The sequence below is a fragment of the Anaerocolumna aminovalerica genome, from assembly GCF_900115365.1.
In the GTDB taxonomy this organism is placed as follows: domain Bacteria; phylum Bacillota; class Clostridia; order Lachnospirales; family Lachnospiraceae; genus Anaerocolumna; species Anaerocolumna aminovalerica.
The window spans coordinates 38,037-58,723 of the sequence record NZ_FOWD01000021.1; the positions used below are offsets into that span (position 1 = coordinate 38,037).

Genomic DNA, 20,687 nt, shown 5'->3' on the forward strand with positions numbered 1-20,687 from the left:
AATACTTTATATATTCAAGTAATACCAATTATAAAGATTTTTCAACAAAAAGATACTCATTTTGGTTGGGTCTATGTACACTTTATTTATAATTTACCGATTTTTTGAGATAATTATAGCAATTTTTTTATTATTTTAGTAATTTCTTTATAAACTTCTTGATAAATGTCGTAAATGTTTTATAATTATAATGGTAACTTTCTTATTTTATTCATTAAGTTGACTAATACAATTAAAAGACTTTATTAATTAGCTCATGCTGGAAGTACCGAAAAAGTTAAAAATAAAGTTCTATCAACCGACGAAAGGAGCACGGTTATTATATATGCAAAAATTCAGACAAAGACGTGTTACCATTAAAAAAAAGTTGATACATAGTTATCTGACAGGTGTTATTATCCCTTTTCTATTATTTAGTCTGGCTCTTTTTCAAATTCAAAAAAACACTATGAAAAACACCGCTGCTGATATAGCTTACAATGAGTTAATGCAGATTACCGGGTTGATGGACGGAGAGTTTGAACAGCTAAAGTCTGTATCGAATCTTTTATATTTAGATAATGAACTTAATGACTTTATTAAAGAATATAATCAGAATATTCACTTCAATCCTGATATAGAGTACCTAAATCATATACTTGGCAAATATAATGCTGGAATCAGTAATGTTAATTTTAGTTCTGTAATTATTACAAACCGGGGGCAATTCTTAGGTGATGCCACCCTTATTCATAAAGCGGATTCCCTTGAAATTACTGATAAGAACTGGTATCAAAGTCTATTAGACAAGCCTTCCGGTATCCTATGGTTAAAAGACGAAACACTTGATAAAATATTTACAACACCAGGACAAAACTACATTTACTTAATTAGAGAGCTTCAAGACCGGGTGACCTGGGATAAGACCGGAATTTTGATATTAGGAATATCAGAAAACGAATTGCGTAAGCTATATTCCGGCTACATTGATGAGTATTCCAGCATATATATATTGGATGAACAGAATAATTTAATTTCAAATATAGATAATCTGAATTTCAATATAATACCCCAAATGGTATTTAATTATATGTATAAGTATTCCGGCAGTAATATAGTAAGTAAAGTAAATAATGAAAAGATTTTAATGACTCATTATACTATAAAGACCACCAATTGGAAGGTATTCCTTATGGAGGATCTGAATAATTTATTATCTTATTTTAACTCTATCAATTACCTGTATTTATTGGTTATCGGAATCTATTTTATCATTACTATTATGCTATGCTCCGTATTTTTAACAAAGTTTACAAAACCAATACAAGTTTTATATCAAAATATGGAGAAAGTAAAAGCGAATAATTTCGATGTAACAGTTCCTATTTTATCCAATGACGAAATCGGAGACCTGTCTCATAAATTTAATTCCATGATAGAAAGAATCAAACAACTTATGGACAACCTTTTGAAGGAACAGGAAGAGAAAAGGCAGGCAGAACTTATTACATTGCAAACACAGATCAATCCTCACTTTTTATACAACACTTTAGCCTCCATTCGTTATTTGATCTATACAGAAAAAAAAGAAGATGTGGATAATATTATCCTTTCCTTAATCAGAATTCTGAAAAACAGCCTTTCCGATACCGAAGAATTCGTGAGTATTCAAAAAGAGATCAGTATTTTGGAAGATTATATCTTCATTCAGAAATTTGCATTTTCTAATAAGGTAACCGTTGATATACATATGGAAGATGACATTCTGGATTGTAAAACAATTAAATTAATCCTTCAACCATTGGTGGAAAATGCATTTATGCATGGATTGAAGCCTAAGAACAATGATGGATACCTATCTATCAAAGGTTATTCCCAGGAGAATATGGTATATATTGAAATATATGATAATGGAGTAGGCTTTGTTTCAAAGGCTGACATTAAGAAAAAGCACAGAAGAGGCATTGGATTACAAAATGTGAAAGACCGTATTGAACTTACTTTTGGTAAAAAATATAGTTTAAATATCGAGAGTGAACCTGACAAATTTACAAAGATAAGGATCAATATACCTAAAATTACAAGCGAGGAGGAGTTCCTGTATTATGAACATTTTAATAGTTGATGATGATTTATTAATTCGAAACTGGCTGAAAATATTATTACAGCAAATTCAAAATATACAAACATTCATATTTGAAGCTTCCAATGGACAGGAAGCTTTGGAAGCCTGTAGAAAGAATTCAATTGAGCTCGTTATAACAGATATAAAAATGCCAGTTATAAACGGCCTGGACCTGATTGAGTCATTAAAAAAGGAGTTTCCGGCCATACGTTTCTGCGTATTAAGTTCTTACGATGACTTTGACTATGTAAAAAACGCTCTCAAAGCAGGGGCTCTGGACTATATACTAAAAGCTGAAATGCAATTGGATGATTTATCTCAGATTTTAGTGAAAGTACAAAACAGTATTCGTATGGAGAAAAAATACACCCTGGATAATTGTGAAGAGAATAACCAGATACCGGCATTTACAGCCCTCTATAAAGAATATACAAGGAATGAAGAAGGTATTGATTCTCTCTCATTTTTACAAAGGCTGAGTCCGGCCTTATCCTTAGATAATCTTATGATTGTTATCTTTACGGTACTTACCGAGAATGATACATCCGGTGAACGTATTGCCTCTTTGGCTATGGATACTATACTGGCAAACAATTATAATGGGATAGCTTTCCCCCTAAGTCATGATTCCTCAGTTATATTTTATAACTCTGCCGCAACTATACTGGAGGATCAGGAAGAAGAATATATAAAGCTTATGTCCATATTAAGCAATAACTTATCAAGCTATGAGCAGTTGTCTTTAAGCGACAGCATTCTTCTTCCGTATAAATCCAATAAATCTATAAAGAGTACCATAGATTCCGGGGTTGAGACAATTGACTTTTGCAGTTTTTATAATACCAATTGTAAAAAGCTAAAGTTAGTGATAGAACAACATTCCAATAAATCAGTTCTATATACATTGATTCAAAAACATCTGGATTTAAGAGATTATGACAAGATTACAGAAGATACGCTGTTATTTATAGAAAATGCATTTAAAAGACAGCTCATTCCTGCCAAATTAATTTCCGCTATCCGGGGAGCTGTTAGGATCCTTTTATCAAGCGACATTATCATTAATTCTACAGATCAACAAATTGTTGAGAAACTGGATGGCCTGTCAGAAGATATTAATAATTCCAAAACCTACGGGGATTTAAAAGATACCGCCACACAATTTTTAAAAGAATATACCAACTATGCAAAATCAAGATTGTCCGGCAGAACTTTATCCATACAAACTGCCCTACAATATATTGATGATAACTATATGAATAAAATCACTCTTGACGATGTGGCTAAGTATGTATATTTAAACAGTTCTTATCTTAGCCAGCTCTTTAAAAAAGAAATGAATGTACCTTTTAGTGATTATATCGAAGATGTGCGGATAAAACGTGCCAAATTACTTCTTAAGGAAACCGATTATTCTATGAATCAGGTTGCGGAAGCTGTAGGTTTCTCCACGCAGAATTATTTTACAAGAATCTTTAAAAAATCTACGGGGTTAACACCAATAAAGTATAGAAATATACATAGCAAATAATATAGTTATATTACGTAATCAAAGAAAGCACCGATTTCAAACAATAAACTGTCATTCTTCTTTTTTGCATATTTGAATTTACGGTAAGAATGACAGTTTTTCAGTGACTCTGCTAATCATTTTATCATTATATCATCTCTATTTCATCATTTACCTTAACTTTGCTTTTTCTTATTGCTTAGGCCAAGTAATCTCATCTCTTAACTCCTTAGCCGCCTGTAAACACCAGTAAGGATTTCTTAGAAGTTCTCTTTCGTGTAAATACCAGTGCTACCATTATCCGCTTTTATTATAATCACCGCATTTAGTTGAGTTCCAATATATAACTGCTATGTGGTGGAACGTAAATATTTAACTTATTATTCAATACATCCCAGTTTACTTTCGCACCCAGCGCATCCGTTACCTTCTCACAACTTGTATATCCATAATAGGTATACGGTATCTTAACCACCCTCTTCATGTCATCAGCAGAGGCAATTATAAATATCGTCTTCATGTCTGAACATCTTGCATATACCAGAACATAATCATTGCTGGATATAAACTTCAGACCCCCATACATCAATGCATCCTTGGTCGTTTTTAGTCTGGTAAGATTCTGATACAGCTGATAATATTTGGATCGTTCCTTACCGTCTTTCCACGGCATTGGATATCTACTGCCTTCCACATCATGAATACGTCCTTTAATTCCCACTTCATCACCATAATAGATACTTGGAGTTCCCGGAAGTGTAAAGTACAAAATTACCGCTGTTTTATAATCTTCAAACGAAATTCTGACATTATTATGTAACCGGCTAATATCATGGGTATCAATCATATTAAACTGTACTTCTTGCATAGTAAAAGGTAGTTTACCCAGATATTGAGCAATTCTATTACGAAGATTATCTGCTGTCATTTTAGACAAATAAAACTGTAATTCTTCTTTCCTCTGCTGAAATAAATCTATCTCTCCTACAAACTCCCGAATTGGCCTTGCACATGCAAAATAATTCATTGTTGCATCCCACTCATTTCCACGAAGATGTTCCACGCAGTCTCCCCAATCTTCAGCTAAAATATATGCATCTTCTTTTTCCTCCTTAACACTGTTACGGATTTCTGGCCATATTTCTTTATGAAGCTGGAATTTATTATTTCTTGCCATTACATCTGCTACGTCAAATCTCCAACCATCAATACAATATGGTTCTTTCAGCCATTTTTTAATAACAGAATCCTGAGCCCGGTATACCTTATCTCTCAGTTCCTGGCTTGTATAGTTTAGGACAGGTAATGACTCTACGCCATACCAACCAAGATAACTATTGTCATCATTAATAAAATAATACGACCGCTCTTTGGCATCTTTATTATGATAAGCACCAATTGACTCAGGATAAAATATACATTCTTTATTAAACCACCTGCTTGCACTTCCCGTGTGATTAATGGAAATATCCAGAACAATCTTCATCCCATTCTCATGTAGAACTTGGGATAGTTCAGCCAGCGCTTGGTTACCACCCAGATGCTCATCAATTTCAAAATAATCAATGCAATCATACTTGTGAACCGTTGCGGCCCGGAAGATTGGGTTAATATACAACGCAGTTACCCCAAGTTCTTTCAAATATGGAATTTTATCCTTAATCCCCTTCAAATCCCCTCCATAGAAATCCAGACCAAAGGAATGTAAATAATCCATTGGTTCCATGTTCCAATCTTCAATATGAATTGTTCCATGTCCCTGAAACTGGTATTCATCTGTCTTAACATCATTAGATGGATCTCCATTATAAAATCTGTCAGGAAAAATCTGATAGAATACTGCCTTCTTTACCCATTCCGGCTGCTGATAGTTGGTGAGAATACAGAAATCATAGATTTCATCAGGAACATAATCCGTAATCCTGTATTGTGTATAATAATAGATTTCTTTCTCTGTTACCAGATAGAATTGATATCTTAGTTCATCCTCCCAAATCCTTATCTCACAAGAATAATATATAAGACCATTTACTTCTTTATATTCATTCATTGTTATCAGTTGTTCCGCACCATTTACTTTTGCACGAAGAATAACACATTTCAATTCCTCATTTCGAATGCACCTCAACAAAATCCGTATTGTCTCTCCCTTTTTAGGAAGCGGATTACTTACAAAATATCCACTTCCATCAGAGTATGCACTATTAAGCCATTCTTTCATCATGTCTACTCCTCCTATCCTAATTTGCTTTATCTAAACTACAGTCTTTTACCAGTCCTATTCTTTTACAGCTCCCATTACAATACCAGTTACGAAATACTTTTGAAGAAAAGGATATATTAGTAATAATGGTATTACAGAGACTACAATCTTTGCAGAATTCAGATTTCTTGAAGATACCTGTAAGTACTGCTTTAAGAGTTCTATGTTGGTAATCTTGGACATATCAAAGGCAGCTGTTATCTGTCTTATATAGGTCTGTAGAGGATAATTTACTGTTCTATTAATATAAAGAATAGCTGTAAAATAATCATTCCAGTGTCCAACTATGCAAAACAGCGATAACGTTGCAAGTGCTGGTAATGACATGGGAAGCATAACTTTCCATAATACTTGGAATGGAGAAGCTCCATCAATCTCTGCTGCTTCTTCCAACGATTTTGGTATTCCACGGAAGAAGTTCATTAATAAAATAACATTACCTATAGGAACCGCCGCAGGTATAATCATTGACCAGATAGTATCCATTAATCCTACATCCTTTACAACCATGAATAACGGAATCATACCCGCCGGAAACAGCATGGCAAAAATTGCCAGCTTCATATAGATACCCTGAGCTCTGAATTCTTTTTTACTTTTTGATAATGGGTATGCCATCAAAATTGTAAGAAGCATATTAATTACTGTTCCAAGAATTACTCTTACGACAGATATCATAAAAGATTTCCAGAACTGTGCATCCTCCATGATTTTTTTATAGGCATTCAGATTAAAATTAACCGGAAGGAATCTAACCCTGTTTGCAGTGGCAGAAGCACTGTCACTGAATGAGAGTGCAACTACATTCCATAATGGGAGCAAACAGGATAAACCCATCACTAGTACAACCAAAAATATGATAACGTCTGATATATTTATCTTTTTACGCATAATTCCACCTCCTAGAATATCTTACGGTCCGTTAATTTTCCAGCTAACTTATTTGCCGATAAGATTAATACCATACCAACTACCGATTTAATCAAACCAACAGCCGTTGCAAGACTATACTGCCGCTCTACCATACCAACCCGGTATACGAATGTATCAAGAATATCACCTGTCTCATATACCAGTGGATTATAAAGGTTGTAGATCTGGTCAAAGCCTGCATTCAAAATATTGGGTAGACTCATTGTCGTCATCAAAATAATCATTGGCAGAATACCTGGAAGTGTTACATGAAACATTTGTTTCCACCTTCCTGCCCCATCAATTGCTGCTGCTTCATATAAACCTGGGTCAATGGATGTAAGTGCTGCTAAATATATGATAGAACCGTACCCAAATTCTTTCCATGTTTCAGTGATAATCATCAATGGCCTAAACCAGTTATTACTTGCCATAAACATAATTGGATCTACTCCAAAAAGAGATAAAATTGCATTGACTGGACCATCATAACCAAATATAAATTGTACAACAGACGCCAGAATTACCCATGATAAAAAGTGTGGCAAATATACCACTGTCTGAACCGTCTTCTTAAACCATTTTATACGAATTTCATTTAAAAGCAGTGCAAAACAAACGGGAATAACAATGGCTAGTATCATTTTTCCCAATGCTATTATCAAGGTATTAATCAGTATTTGCTTACTATCTGGAAGGACAAATAAAAACTTAAAATTTTGTAAACCTACAAATTTAGAGCCACTTATTCCTTTAGCAGGTACATAATTCTGAAATGCCATAACAAGACCGAATAACGGCACAAATGTAAAAAGAACAAGAACAAGCATTCCTGGTAACAGCATAAGATGATAACTCATTTCCCGCTTCAAATGTTTCATGTATAATCCTCCATTTCATCTTTAAATCTTATGCAATCTTTACCTAGCGGGAGCTGTTAAAAGACGACTTGCCCTTTAACAGCCCCTAGATAAACATTATTTAGCAATTGCCGCATTTACTTCTTGTGTAATCTGATCTCCACCAGCCGCTTTCCAATCCTTAACAAATTTATCAAAGTAGTCTATGTTTTCCTGGTTTGTAAGAATCTTTAACATTGTTTCTTCTTCCATCTTCACAAGAGTAGCCCATTTAAGCTTCATCGTCTCGGTCTGATTATAGAATACAGGATCCACAAGATTCATCTGTGTATCATTCAGGACTTTTCCTCCGGCGATACGACACTGATAATTTAACCAATCATCCGTTTCCGGTTTCTGATTATTATCGATTGCTTCCTGATATCTCTTACAGGATTCATATAATGTATTTTCATACATTGTCATATCATGTTCATCCCTTTTACCTTCAAGGGCTTCTGATATATGCTGATAGGAAAGCTGCGCCGCATTGTAGTAATCAAACCCACCCAAAGGGTCCAGTCCGTACTGACCGTTAACCGTATCACGGTAGTACTTAACAGTATCACTGGTATCTGAAAATGCCTGAGAACTCTGGTTGTAAGCAAGTGATACGTTCTTACCTTTGATTAACAGTTCCGGATGTTCGTAGCCTTTTCTTACTACAAAGTAATTCTGAACCGGGTTATTTGTATATGCAGTTACTTTACCATCTTTACCTACTGGAACTGCATATGCTCTCCACTCAGCATCGGGATTCAAGGTATAAGAAGAAACTGTATGATATGGTGCCCACCACCCGGCGAAGAAAGAACCACACTGACCATTGCCAATAAGTCCTTTCAAATCGTCTTCTGTGCGCACTGCAATCTGCTGGTCAATTAACCCTCTCTTATACCAGTCAGACAAAACAGCTAAGCCCTGTTTCATTTCAGGCTGTACAGAGCCATATACCGCACTGCCATCGGCTTGTGCAATCCACTGTTTGGGGAATGCTCCATATATCGTAAAGATATTATTAGCCTGATATCCGCCAGCATAGCTGCCATATAAAAATTGATTATTGTACTTAGGAATCAATGCAAGGCCAACTGTTTTACCAGAGCCATTTTTACCCGGATCTTTCTCTATAAACTCTTGAATAATATTTGCTATGTCATCTAATGTCTTTGGCTCTGATAAACCTAACTTATCCATCCAGTCCCCACGTAACCATAACAGTTCTGGACCTCCTGAAATCTGAGTAGTAGGGATAGCATATAATTTGCCATCAACAGTTGCCATATCAAGTGCTTTGTTATTGTTTGACGCATAAATCTCTTTCATCAAGTCACTTGCACAGTTGTTATAAGCATCTGTCAGATCCTCAATCAAATCATTGTCCACAAGTTCCTTGAAGGTGGCATAATCATCTACCCGCATAATATCTGGCAAATCTCCGGTTGTAATTGCCATTGACACTTTCTGTATGTAATCTTCTCCATCTGAAGCTTCAAATTTGTTCGTATTCTGAATGTTAATCTTTTCCTTGTAAAGCCGGGTATAACCATTATCAGTTGTTGTATCATTGGAGCCTTCCGGAAATTTAATACTTGAAGTAACAGTCGCACCTACTGTATAAATAACAGTTTCCGGATATGGTGCATCAGGGGTTGTTTTTGCAAGCATCCAAGCATCTTCTGTTGAATCTCCCGATGTGTCAGATGTGCTATCTTTCTGCCCTATTGCTGACTTTGAAACTTCCGAATCATTATTACTACATCCAACCAACATTATACTTGTCATACATGTAACTAATAAAATTGCAGTTAATTTTTCTCTGAGATTTCTTCCCATACATAATCCTCCCTGGTCATTTCGTTTGAAACTTTGAGATTCTTTAAATTGATTTAGCGCTAAACCTACTAGTATAATATTACACATCATATTTTGTGTCAAGCAATAAATTAATTATTTTATGTTTTAATTTATAATTTTTGTTAGTAATAAACAACTTTATATTTCATTGCTTCTGTTCAGACGAGGTCTTTTAACATTTTTTTATGAAGAAAACAAATATATTGCTTTATTTTTTTAATACTATTTACTTTTACAATGATATTAGATAATATATATCTAGAGCTATTATTTGATTTCAATAACAGTTATTTATTAAATATTTATACTCTATTAAATATTTTATAATATAGAGTTTACCGTTAAATCTTTTAAATTATTTGAACTATTTTCTTTTAGGAGGTTATTCTCATATGGCTACGTTAAAAGACATCGCGGCGGAAGCCGGAGTCAGTGAAATGACAGTTTCTAATGTCATTAATGGAAAACACAAAAGAGTTTCAGAAAAGACTATACAGAAAATAAACGATTTAGTTAAAAAATATAATTATGTACCTAATTTCAATGCCCGTAGTCTTACTTCTAAATCTTCCAAATTAATCGCAATTATTCTATCCTGTAAGGATTCATTATGTAACTACTTTACCGATCCATACTTAAGTGAATTATTTGGTGAAATCGAAACGCTGATTCGCAGAAATGGCTATTTTACCATCATCCGCTCAGTTTCAGATCAAGATATGGATAATATCTCATATATTTTAAAGAATTGGAATATTGATGGCGCAATCTTTTTAACCTATCAGGAAGAACCGGTTATTAACCATATATTAAATACATCTCCATTCCCAACTGTATTTATAGATAGTTACGTTGAACCTAGCTCCCAGGCATTGACCGTTGGAATTAATGACTATAAGGGTGGTTATATTGCAACAAAATACCTTATTCAAAATGGGCACCGTAAAATTGCTTTCGCAGGACCTTATTCTGAGACAAATAAAATTATTGCCCATCGTTTTAATGGTTATCTCACTGCTTTGCAAGAAGCCCAGATTCCATTTACAGATGATATGATTATTAAGACAGATACTTTTTATGAGGATGGACTTAATCTTGGCCGCCGAATCGCTAATCATGAATTCAACTGTACTGCTGTATTCGCAACTGCAGATATTCTGGCTATCGGTATAATCAATGGTGCTAAATGTAATGGTTGTTTTGTTCCGAACAACTTATCGCTGGTTGGTTTTGATGGTCTTCATATTGGCGAACTTATAACACCTATGTTGACTACAATCTCCCAGAATGTTAAGCAGAAAGCTGAGGCAAGTGTCAGACTTCTGTTGGATTCCATTGAGAGTAAAAATATTGAAGACCCTAACATAACGTTGGATGTTGAACTTGTTCCCAGACAGTCCTGTAATCAATATCAATGAAGTTGTATTTTATGACAATTTCGTACTTTTTCTATCCTAATTAATAAAAAAGTATTAATCACAGCACTAAAAATGTAGATGTTCATTCATAGTGTAATAAAAAAATGCAAAAGTGTGATCGTAATAACCATTTGTTAATAGAGCACACTTTCGCACTATAATATAACTAATTCATCTGATTCATTACTAGAAATGCTTTCATTCTCTATAAGTGTCGCTCAAGGAGCACTATCTTATGGATTCCCGGAATAATAGAGCAAAGCTGAATTATGCATTTTTAATGAATTTACTTTAAGAATTACATTCCTTTACTTACAGATATATTTTTGTTGATATTTCAATACCTTATGTACTATCGTAAGCACCTATTTCCATATATGCTGTTTCCTCTTGGAATTGGACCAAAGCTCCTTTTGTGGACATATCGCATCTTCAAGCAGATGCGATATGCAATGGATGTAAAAATGAAGAGTATTAGTATCCTTGATAACTGTTCATTTAAAGTTTAACATTTTTTTATTTTAACTTTGCTCTTTCATATTGCTTAGGCCAAGTAATCTCATCTCTTAACTCCTTAGTCGCCTGTAAACACCAGTAAGGATTTCTTAGAAGCTCTCTTCCTAAGAATATGAAATCTGCCCTTTCGTTCTGGACAATCTCTTCCGCCATGGAAGGAGAGGATATTAGTCCCCCTGCCATTACCGGCAGTCCGGTAATCTGCTTTATTGTTTCGGCAAATTTTACCTGATAGCCCGGATATGCCCTTGGTACCACATTAATTACGCCGCCTGAACTAACATTAATCAGATCCAGTCCTTCTTCTTTTAAATCTTTGATCATGTTGGCTACATCAACATCATGGTTTCCTTCTTCCCCATATTCTTCAGCAGATACCCTGAGGATAACAGGCTTTTCTTCAGGCCATACTGTTTTTATAGCCTGTAAGATTTCTTTTAAGAATCTGCTTCTGTTCTCTGCATTTCCACCGTACTCGTCGGTTCTCTTATTGGTTAATGGAGAAAGGAACTGATTGATAAGATAACCATGTGCTCCATGAAGTTCTATAGTATCAAAGCCTGCCAGATCAGCCCTTCTTGCTGCCTCTTTAAAAGCCTCTGCTACATTTTTAATATCTTCCTTTGTCATTTCTACCGGAACTCTGTAATCATCACTATAGGCAATGGCACTAGGTCCGATATTGGGTTCTGACATAGCTTCTGATTTTCTTCCTGCATGGCCTAATTGGATGCCCACTTTTGATCCATGGGCTTTACATAAATCCACAATCTTTTTCAGTCCTTCTACCTGTTCTTCCTTCCATATCCCAAGGTCATGTTCAGAGATGCGGCCTCTTGCTTCTACTGCTGTTGCTTCCAGTATAATAAGTCCCACTCCGCCTACTGCTCTGGCGGCATAATGAGTAAAATGCCAATCATTTGCATGACCATTGGTATCAGCACTGAACATGCACATTGGGGCCATTACAACTCTGTTTTTTAACTCCAGATTCTTAATCTGATAAGGTGTAAATAATTTAGACATTACTTTCTCCTTTCTTCCGGCGCTATATTAGAACCACTTATGTTTCTTAAAATAAATTATAATCAGCAGCGACAATACTAAACTGCCTACAATCACCATAGGATATCCAAAACTCAGATGATACTCCGGCATATCAAAATTCATGCCATACCAGCCTGCAACCAGTGTCAACGGCAGAAAAATCGTAGTAATGACCGTTGACAGTTTCATGATGCTGTTAAGATTAATATCCACCTGGGTCTGGTATGCCTCTCTTATCTGGGACAGATAATCTTGCAGAAAACGCAAACTTTCTAAAAGTCTTCTGTTTCGGTCAGTAATAATTTGAAAATAACGCATTTCTTTCTTAGAAAGAAGACCATTTACATTCTCCACAATAGCCTCTGTAACAGACAACAGTCTGTCATAATATCTTTTATATCCCATAAGCTTTTTACGCAAATGTACGATTTCTGTAATATAATTTTTGTTTCGGGAAGTCATGATAGATTCTTCCAAGGAAGAAATCTTTTCTTCCAGATGATCTAATTTTACTGAATCGGTCTTGGTTAAATAGTCAAAGAACAGTTCCAGGATTCTTCCAAGGGAAAGATTATCCTTTTCACTCTCCTCATTCTCCAGGTCTGATTCAATTCTTTCTAAAATAGTAAGTTCTTCCGGATTAGCACATACAAATATAAGCAAATTTTTTCGAAAATATATGGTTATGTGATTTAGAAAACTGCCTGTATCTGTTACAGTAGGAATGTTCAATGAAATTAGATCGAACCCTTCATAACTTTCGAATTTAAAACTATGCCCCTCCAGAATATCTTTTACGATTCCATTACTTATATGAAATATTTTAGAATAGTGAAGTAATTCTTCTTCATTAAATAAACATAAATATGGTTCTTCCTGATTAAAATGAAATTTTGAGCCTCCGCCCTCTAAGAGCTTTCCCTTATCAACATAATATATCATGATTCCATCCTTTAATAATATCTGTTTTATTCCAGCCTGACTCATTCTGATTCAAATAAACAAATGAGTTTCATTCTATGCATGCCAATCCATCTGCATGTATGAAAAAAGAATTTCACTAATTGATAATACTATACTCGCCCAAACCACTCAATAATATTACCATTTTTTCAAGTACCAGGACTACTCACTCCATTTTATCTTTTTATGCACTTTTATATCATACTCTTTGCGGATTACCTTACCTGGATTCTCTATTAATAATCTGTTGACATAAGCTTCTCCGTATCTTCTTCGAATAGTGTCTACACACTCAAACAACCTTGGAGCACGAATACCATCACTATGGCAATCTGTGGCTATAAAATGAACATAATCTCTCTTTAACAATTCATTGGATATAATCTGCTGAGGTCTTCCATTATCTCCGGTTACTGTCATAGCATTCACTTGTATGTACACTCCCATACAGATCAATTCATAAAACCGCTCCACTTCACATGTAATATTCTTATACCGTTCTGCATGTGCTAATATAGGTAGATATCCCGCGGCACAGAGGTCATTAAGTCCATTCTTAATATAGGTATATTCTGAAGTAGGTGGAAATTCAATCAAAACATATCTTGAATCTGCCAAAGTAAGAAGTTGATTTTCCTTTAAGAGCTGTACGGTATCATAGGAATAATAAATTTCACTTCCCATATAAAGAGTAATTGGCAATGAACCGGAGTTTATATGTTCTTGTAATTCATTCATATGATATTTTATCTGGGTATTGGTAATTCTGTATTTACCCCGTTGATTGTGAGGTGTTACTATGATGGAACGAATACCATCTCTATAGGCAATTCTTAACATGTTAACGGTCTGATCCATATTGGGTGAACCATCGTCTAAATCAGGTATTATATGGCTATGGATATCTATAAAACCTTCCATAATTAATATTACTCCTTTCGTATATAAGAATCAAATGATTATATCCGACAAACAAAAACAGATTACGACATTCTTACTTATAGTCTAGAATACTGATGTCAAAGGATCTATCACTATTTTCACTTACTTTATTGTACCAAAATATACAGAATTTTGTCAAATAATATCGAATATATATAGCTCTAAACAGAATAAATTATCATTTTGTCAGCGTTTTTATTCATTCTGCAATTCCTTGAGCCAAATTTGCTGCTAAAAGTTCTCATTTCATAAAAATCCACTGAAAGAAACTCTTCAGTGGATTCATATTTATAAAACACCCTACAAGAAGCCTTGTATTACAGTTTAAATTTATCCACTGCTTCTTGAAGTGTAAAGGCTAAAGATTTCAGTTCATTAGAATGGCTGGCTACTTCTTCCATCTCAGCCAGTTGTTCTTCTGATGAAGCAGAAACTTCTTCCGTTACCGCGGATGTCTGCTGAACGGAATCGGATATATTACCGATGATATCTATAATTTCATTCTTACTGTCTTTGATGTAATTATTTTCATCCTCGATTTGATCTACACTTTGGAATAACTCTTTTACGGATTTTGATATATCCATAAATGCATTTTTGGTATCTTCTACAGAGCTGGTTTGCTCCATGGATACTTCTTTAATATTTTCAACCGCTTTCACAGAGGAATTAGAATAGGATTGAATTTCATTAATTATATTCTTAATTTGATTTACCGATTGGCTGGATTGCTCTGCTAACTTTCTTATTTCATCTGCCACAACCGCAAAACCTTTGCCCGCATCCCCTGCTCTTGCCGCTTCTATGGAAGCATTTAAGGACAGCAAATTAGTTTGCTGAGATATTTGTGTAATGGTATCAGTGATAATATTAATATTTTGGCTGCTTTCACTAACTTTATTAATAATATTACTGATTTCAGCAACCGTTTCGTTATTGACCTCTGTATTCTGTATTAATTTTTCAACTGCCTGTAAACCCACATCGCTTAATCGATTGGTTTCTGTAGCAAGTCTTAAAAGGTCTTCCGTGGATTTTGCTACGTTTTCAATACTATTTGATAAAGACTCTATTTTTACTACCGCATCTTCTGAGCTGGAGGCCTCTTCACCAACAGCTTGTGCAATTTCCTGAATAGATGCAGCCACTTCATTAATTGCTGTGGAAGTTTCATCGGTAATCTGTGCCAATGAATTAGAGTAATCCATAACCGTATCTGCTGATTTTTTAACTGTTCCTAATATTCCTTTCATATTACCAAGCATTGTGTTAAAGGACTGGGCTAACATTCCGGTTTCATCTTTATTTGAAATGCTTAATCTGCTGACTGAAAGATTACCTTTGGACACCTCATCTAGATTATTCCTGATTTGTTTAATTGGTCCTGTAATATGTTTGGTGAACAAAATGATAATAAATAAGCCTAATACTGTAGTGATCGCTGTAACAGGAAGAAGTATTTTCAGAATTTCCACAGATCCCTTATTATAATCTTCCATATAAGAACCTGCTATAACAATCCAGTTCCAATTAGGATCTTTTTCCTGATATGTGATTTTGGGCCCAAGTCTTTCGGAATTCGGTAGATTCCAGGTATAATATACAAATCCACCCCCGTTTTGTGCTACTTTTATCTGATCCTGAACAAAAAGATATTCATTGCCGCCCAAATCCTTGGTTTCCCATACATTTTTTCCTTCTAAAGTAGGATGGGCTACTTCTGTACCTGTTTCATCGTATACAATAAAGTAACCATTTTCACCTAAGTCCAAATTGTTAGTGATAGGCCTTTTACCGTCACTTCCCATTTCTCCGATTAAATAGGTCTTTACCTGCTCCTGGGCTTCTTCTAGTGTAAGATGACCTTTTTCCACTTCTTTCTGTTTTAGATCTATAACTTCCAAAGCCTGTTTTACACCATTTTTTAAAATAACCTGACCTTTTTTATCTAGTTCCGATTTTGCAATCTGATAGCTGAAAATTCCAGCTATTAATAATGGTATAACTAAGAGAATAGTTGTTACAGTTATCAATTTAATACCAATAGATTTTTCTTTCGATTTTCTCATGAGGTATTCCTCCTTTGTATTTTTATTTACAATCTTTCGTCTGATTTATAAGCATTTAAACCCTATATTTCATGGATTTTATTATAATGGATAATCAGGACTTAAGCAACAAAAAAGGTGTCGAAATCCGCTCTATTATAACAGTTTTCGACACCTTCCGTCATTTAAATTTTAAATCTTAATACTGTATCGTTTAGTTGTGCTGCAAGTTCCGCCTGACTTTGTGTTGTAGCTGCTACCTGCTGTATTGCTCTGGTGGTTTCACCGAGGCTGTCTTTTATCAGTTCTACCTCTTCATTTGATTTTTGAGCAGTTACTGCAATATTTTGAGTGGCAGCGCTGACCTGATCTATGGACGCAGCCAGTTCTTCCGACATGGAGGCTATTTCCTCAGACATTTGACTGGTTATATCGGAATCTTTATAATATTGGATTCCAATTTCTCCGAATTCTTCAAACTTTGGATCCACATTCTCATTAATGAACTTTAATATATCATTACTATTACCAGACAAGTTACTAAATGATTCCTGTACTTTCAATATGGTATCCTGAATTGCGGATACTGCATGGGAAGATTGTTCCGCCAATTTTCTTATCTCTTCTGCAACTACAGCAAATCCTTTTCCCTGTTCTCCTGCTCTGGCAGCTTCAATGGCTGCATTTAATGAAAGTAGATTAGTCTGTTCCGATATACTTGCAATAGTTTCTGCCATAACCCGAATATTATCAACTACTTTTCCGTCTTCAATGGCTTTAAGCACACCCTCTTGTTTTTCAGCATACAGGGCTCTTGCTTCCATTATGGCATCCGTTCCTTTTTTCTCAACTGACCTTGCCCTTTTTTTCGCTTCACCAGCATTATTGCTGCCTTCTCTTGCTTTATCGGATAATACGTTTATACTGGAATCCACCTCTTCTACGGAAGCGGTAATTTCTTCTGATGTTGCACTGGTATCCTGTATTCCTACCACAATATGTTTTACTGCATTATCTATGTATTCTACTTTAGATGTCAACTCTTCCACAGTAGCAGAAAGTTCCTGGCTGGCCGCACTCATCTCCTGTGAATTCTCCATAATTAATTTTACTAAACTACTTACATTGTCCTGTGCCATATTTAACGCAGATACAGTCTGTCCAAATTCATCTTTTCTCTTCATATCAATGCGGGCGGAGAAATCATATTCCGATAATCTGGTGGCAAATTCCCTGATTTTAGTCAATGCAGAACTCACATTTCCTGACATAATAAGGCCGAGTATAATGGCAATTACTAATCCCAAAACACTTAAAACAATCGTTAGCCTATTGGCATTGACAAATATGCCGTGGTTTTCTGCATTAAATGATTTTGCATTCTCTAAATTAGCTTTAATCATAATATCTAAGCTGCTTAACATAGCAGTTCTGATTTCGGATAATCCTTCATAAAGTTCTTCTGCCTTTGTATATTCTCCATTATTCACATATTCTATTAACTTTTTTCTTTGATTCCTATATTCCTCAAGCTGGCTTTTAAAAAGGGGCAGATTCTTTTGTTCCGTCTCTGTTAAAAATAGCTTCTCATAACTTTCAAGGAGCTGTGTATTCTCAGATGTATTTAACTGTATTGTATTAATCAGTGCTGATTTTTCTGCCTCATCTTTTACATATATCAGCTTTAATAAATCCTTTTCCACTTTTTCCACATTTATATGCATTCCTTTTAATTGACTGATGCCTTGTACTTTATCCACATACATATAATTAGAATTGGCTGCTACTTTTTTTAATGAATTGGAGGCAAAGAAACCAAGTATTGGTATCAGTACAGCCAAGGCAATATAAGAAATAATTAACTTTGTCTTTACTTTGAAATTACTAAAAAACGACATAGAACATTTCCTCCTAAGGTATGTTAGTTTTGTTTTTCATTCGAATGTTTCCAGTAAAAATTGATCTGTCTGTATTTGTAATTGAATACAAACTAAAATCTTAGTATGAATTTATTATAACTTTTTAACAAGTTTATAGAATATTATGGTAATCCTATAAAATTGTACATCAGTAAATTGGCTAATGCAACTTCTTTTAGGGAATATCTCGCTGATAATACAGCATACAACAGCCTACGGCAAAAAGGTATCGAGCTCTGCTGTATATGCAGTATTCGATACCTTCCCTTTTTAAATCTTAAATTTTAATACTGTATTGTTTAATTTCGCCGCTAGTTCAGCCTGGTTTTGTGTTGTGGATGCTACTTGCTGTATTGCATTGGAAGTTTCATCCAGACTGCTCTTTATCACTTCCACATCTTCATTTGATTTTTGTGCAGTTACTGCAATATTTTGAATAGCAGCACTGACTTGATCAATGGATGCAGCCAGTTCTTCAGACATGGCTGCTATTTCTTCAGACATTTGACTGGTAATATCGGAATCCTTATAATACTGGGTTCCTACATATCCGAATTCTTCGAACTTTGGATCCACATTCTCATTAATGAACTTTAACGTATCATTACTATTATCTGATAAATTACTAAATGCCTCCTGTACTTTTAGTATAGTCTCCTGAATAGCCCATACTGCGTGGGAAGATTGTTCTGCCAGTTTTCTTATCTCTTCTGCAACTACAGCAAATCCTTTTCCCTGTTCTCCTGCTCTGGCAGCTTCAATGGCTGCATTTAGTGAAAGTAAATTGGTCTGTTCCGAAATGCTTGCTATAGTTTCTGCCATAACCCGAATGTTATCAACTACTTTTCCGTCCTCAATGGCTTTTAATACACTCTCTCGTTTTTCAGCATACAGGGCTCTGGTCTCCGTTATAGCATCGGTTCCTTTTTTCTCGATTTCAGTTGCTCTTTTCTTTGCTTCTCCGGCATTATTGCTGCCTTCTCTTGCTTTATCCGACAATACGTTGATGCTGGAGTCTACTTCCTCTACGGAAGCGGTAATTTCCTCTGATGTTGCACTGGTATCCTGTATTCCAACTACAATATGTTTTACTGCATTATCTATGTATTCTACTTTAGATGTCAACTCTTCCACTGTAGCAGAAAGTTCCTGGCTGGCTGCACTCATTTCCTGCGAATTCTCCATAATCAACTTTACTAAATTGCTTACATTATCTTGTGCCACATTTAATGCAGAAACGGTCTGTCCAAACTCATCTCTTCTCTTCATGTCAATACCAGTGGAGAAATCATATTCTGATAATCTGGTTGCAAATTCCCTGATTTTAGCCAATGCAGAGCCCATATCTCTTGACATAAGGACTCCTAGTAGAATTGCAACTACCAGACCCACAATTGCCAATGCCAGCATTAACACATTGGAACTAAGATATATGGCACGGTTTTCTTCATTAAATGCCTTCGCATTCTCTAAACTGGCTTTAACCATAATATCCAGGCTGCTTAGCATAGCTGTTCTGATTTCAGATAAGCTTTCATAATGTTCTTCTGCTTTTGTATAATCTCCCTTATTTACATAATCCAATAATACTTTTCTTTGATTTCTATATTCCTCAAGCTGGCTTTTAAAAATAGGCAGATTCTTTTTCTCTGTTTCCGATAGAAGTAACTTCTCATAACTACTAAGCAGTTGTGTGTTATCTGATGTATTTAACTGCATTGTGTTAATCAGTCCAGATTTTTCTGCCTCGTCTTTAACATATATTAGTTTTAATAAGTCTCTTTCCACTTCCGCTATATTTATATGTATTCCTTTTAATTGGCTGACTCCTTGTACTTTATCCAGATACATATAATTGGAGTTATCTGCTACTTTCTTTAATGAATCGGAGGCAAAGATCCCAATTATGGTTATCAATACAGCCAAGGCAATGTAAGAAATAATTAATTTTGTTTTTACTTTTAGATTTCTTAAAAACATCATGAAATGTTTCCTCCTAAGGTATATTACTTTTCGTTTTAACCTTATGAATATCATAAAATCAACTTTGTATTATCCGTATTATGATTGTGGAATATATGAAATAATCTTTGAAATGATGAATTCATTATTAGGTTATTGAAAATATTAACATAGAATAATTTCCCAATCTTTATTGTACACTAGTATGTAAGATAATGCAAATACTTTTTGAATAATTTGTTGATTAAAATACTAAATAAGTTGATTTCACCTAAGTGTGTTCAACTCAAATTGTTATTAAATAAAAAAAGCTTCATTAATTTCTTA

At 34.7% G+C, this 20,687-nt stretch carries 13 protein-coding genes; 3 read left to right on the top strand and 10 right to left on the bottom strand.

What is annotated here, in order from left to right; all coding sequences use genetic code 11:
- Positions 1-325 precede the first annotated feature (325 nt).
- Complete coding sequence (locus BM183_RS12430; RefSeq protein ID WP_170847994.1) at positions 326-2,104, top strand: sensor histidine kinase; 1,779 nt, start codon at positions 326-328, stop codon at positions 2,102-2,104.
- A complete protein-coding gene (locus tag BM183_RS12435) occupies positions 2,085-3,635 on the top strand; it encodes a response regulator transcription factor (protein WP_091687201.1) in 1,551 nt (516 codons plus the stop codon). The genes BM183_RS12430 and BM183_RS12435 overlap by 20 nt, the downstream gene beginning before the upstream one ends.
- Before the next feature lie 304 nt (positions 3,636-3,939).
- Here BM183_RS12435 and BM183_RS12440 read toward each other — a convergent pair whose 3' ends face one another.
- The 4 genes from BM183_RS12440 to BM183_RS12455 all read right to left on the bottom strand — a co-directional run bounded on the left by BM183_RS12440 (position 3,940) and on the right by BM183_RS12455 (position 9,524).
- On the bottom strand, positions 3,940-5,838 hold the full coding sequence (locus BM183_RS12440) for an alpha-amylase family glycosyl hydrolase (protein ID WP_091687202.1): 1,899 nt from the start codon (positions 5,836-5,838) through the stop codon (positions 3,940-3,942).
- Positions 5,839-5,892: 54 nt separating this feature from the next.
- Positions 5,893-6,768, bottom strand: a complete 876-nt coding sequence (locus BM183_RS12445) for a carbohydrate ABC transporter permease (RefSeq protein WP_091687203.1) — start codon at positions 6,766-6,768, stop codon at positions 5,893-5,895.
- 11 nt (positions 6,769-6,779) lie between these two features.
- Positions 6,780-7,670: an ABC transporter permease gene (locus BM183_RS12450; protein ID WP_091687204.1), complete on the bottom strand. Its 891-nt coding sequence runs from the start codon at positions 7,668-7,670 to the stop codon at positions 6,780-6,782.
- Positions 7,671-7,766: 96 nt separating this feature from the next.
- Positions 7,767-9,524: an extracellular solute-binding protein gene (locus BM183_RS12455; protein WP_170847995.1), complete on the bottom strand. Its 1,758-nt coding sequence runs from the start codon at positions 9,522-9,524 to the stop codon at positions 7,767-7,769.
- Positions 9,525-9,937: 413 nt separating this feature from the next.
- On the opposite strand from BM183_RS12455, the gene BM183_RS12460 reads away from it, so the two are divergent.
- Entirely contained in the window at positions 9,938-10,963 is a 1,026-nt protein-coding gene (locus BM183_RS12460; RefSeq protein ID WP_091687206.1) for a LacI family DNA-binding transcriptional regulator, read from the top strand.
- A gap of 516 nt (positions 10,964-11,479) precedes the next feature.
- On the opposite strand, the gene namA is transcribed toward BM183_RS12460, so the two are convergent.
- From namA to BM183_RS12490, 6 genes are all read right to left on the bottom strand, one after another.
- Entirely contained in the window at positions 11,480-12,505 is a 1,026-nt protein-coding gene (gene namA, locus BM183_RS12465; RefSeq protein WP_091687207.1) for an NADPH dehydrogenase NamA, read from the bottom strand.
- Positions 12,506-12,532: 27 nt separating this feature from the next.
- Complete coding sequence (locus tag BM183_RS12470) at positions 12,533-13,468, bottom strand: magnesium transporter CorA family protein (RefSeq protein WP_170847996.1); 936 nt, start codon at positions 13,466-13,468, stop codon at positions 12,533-12,535.
- Positions 13,469-13,651: 183 nt separating this feature from the next.
- The gene (locus BM183_RS12475; protein ID WP_091687209.1) at positions 13,652-14,410 is read right to left on the bottom strand and encodes a CpsB/CapC family capsule biosynthesis tyrosine phosphatase; all 759 of its coding nucleotides are present in this window, start codon (positions 14,408-14,410) and stop codon (positions 13,652-13,654) included.
- A 338-nt stretch (positions 14,411-14,748) separates the two neighbouring features.
- Positions 14,749-16,500 carry a methyl-accepting chemotaxis protein gene (locus BM183_RS12480; protein ID WP_091687210.1) on the bottom strand — a complete coding sequence of 584 codons (1,752 nt, stop codon included), beginning with the start codon at positions 16,498-16,500 and terminating at the stop codon, positions 14,749-14,751.
- 164 nt (positions 16,501-16,664) lie between these two features.
- Complete coding sequence (locus BM183_RS12485) at positions 16,665-18,377, bottom strand: methyl-accepting chemotaxis protein (RefSeq protein ID WP_091687211.1); 1,713 nt, start codon at positions 18,375-18,377, stop codon at positions 16,665-16,667.
- Positions 18,378-18,668: 291 nt separating this feature from the next.
- Entirely contained in the window at positions 18,669-20,381 is a 1,713-nt protein-coding gene (locus BM183_RS12490; RefSeq protein WP_091687212.1) for a methyl-accepting chemotaxis protein, read from the bottom strand.
- Between the last annotated feature and the right edge of the window lie 306 nt (positions 20,382-20,687).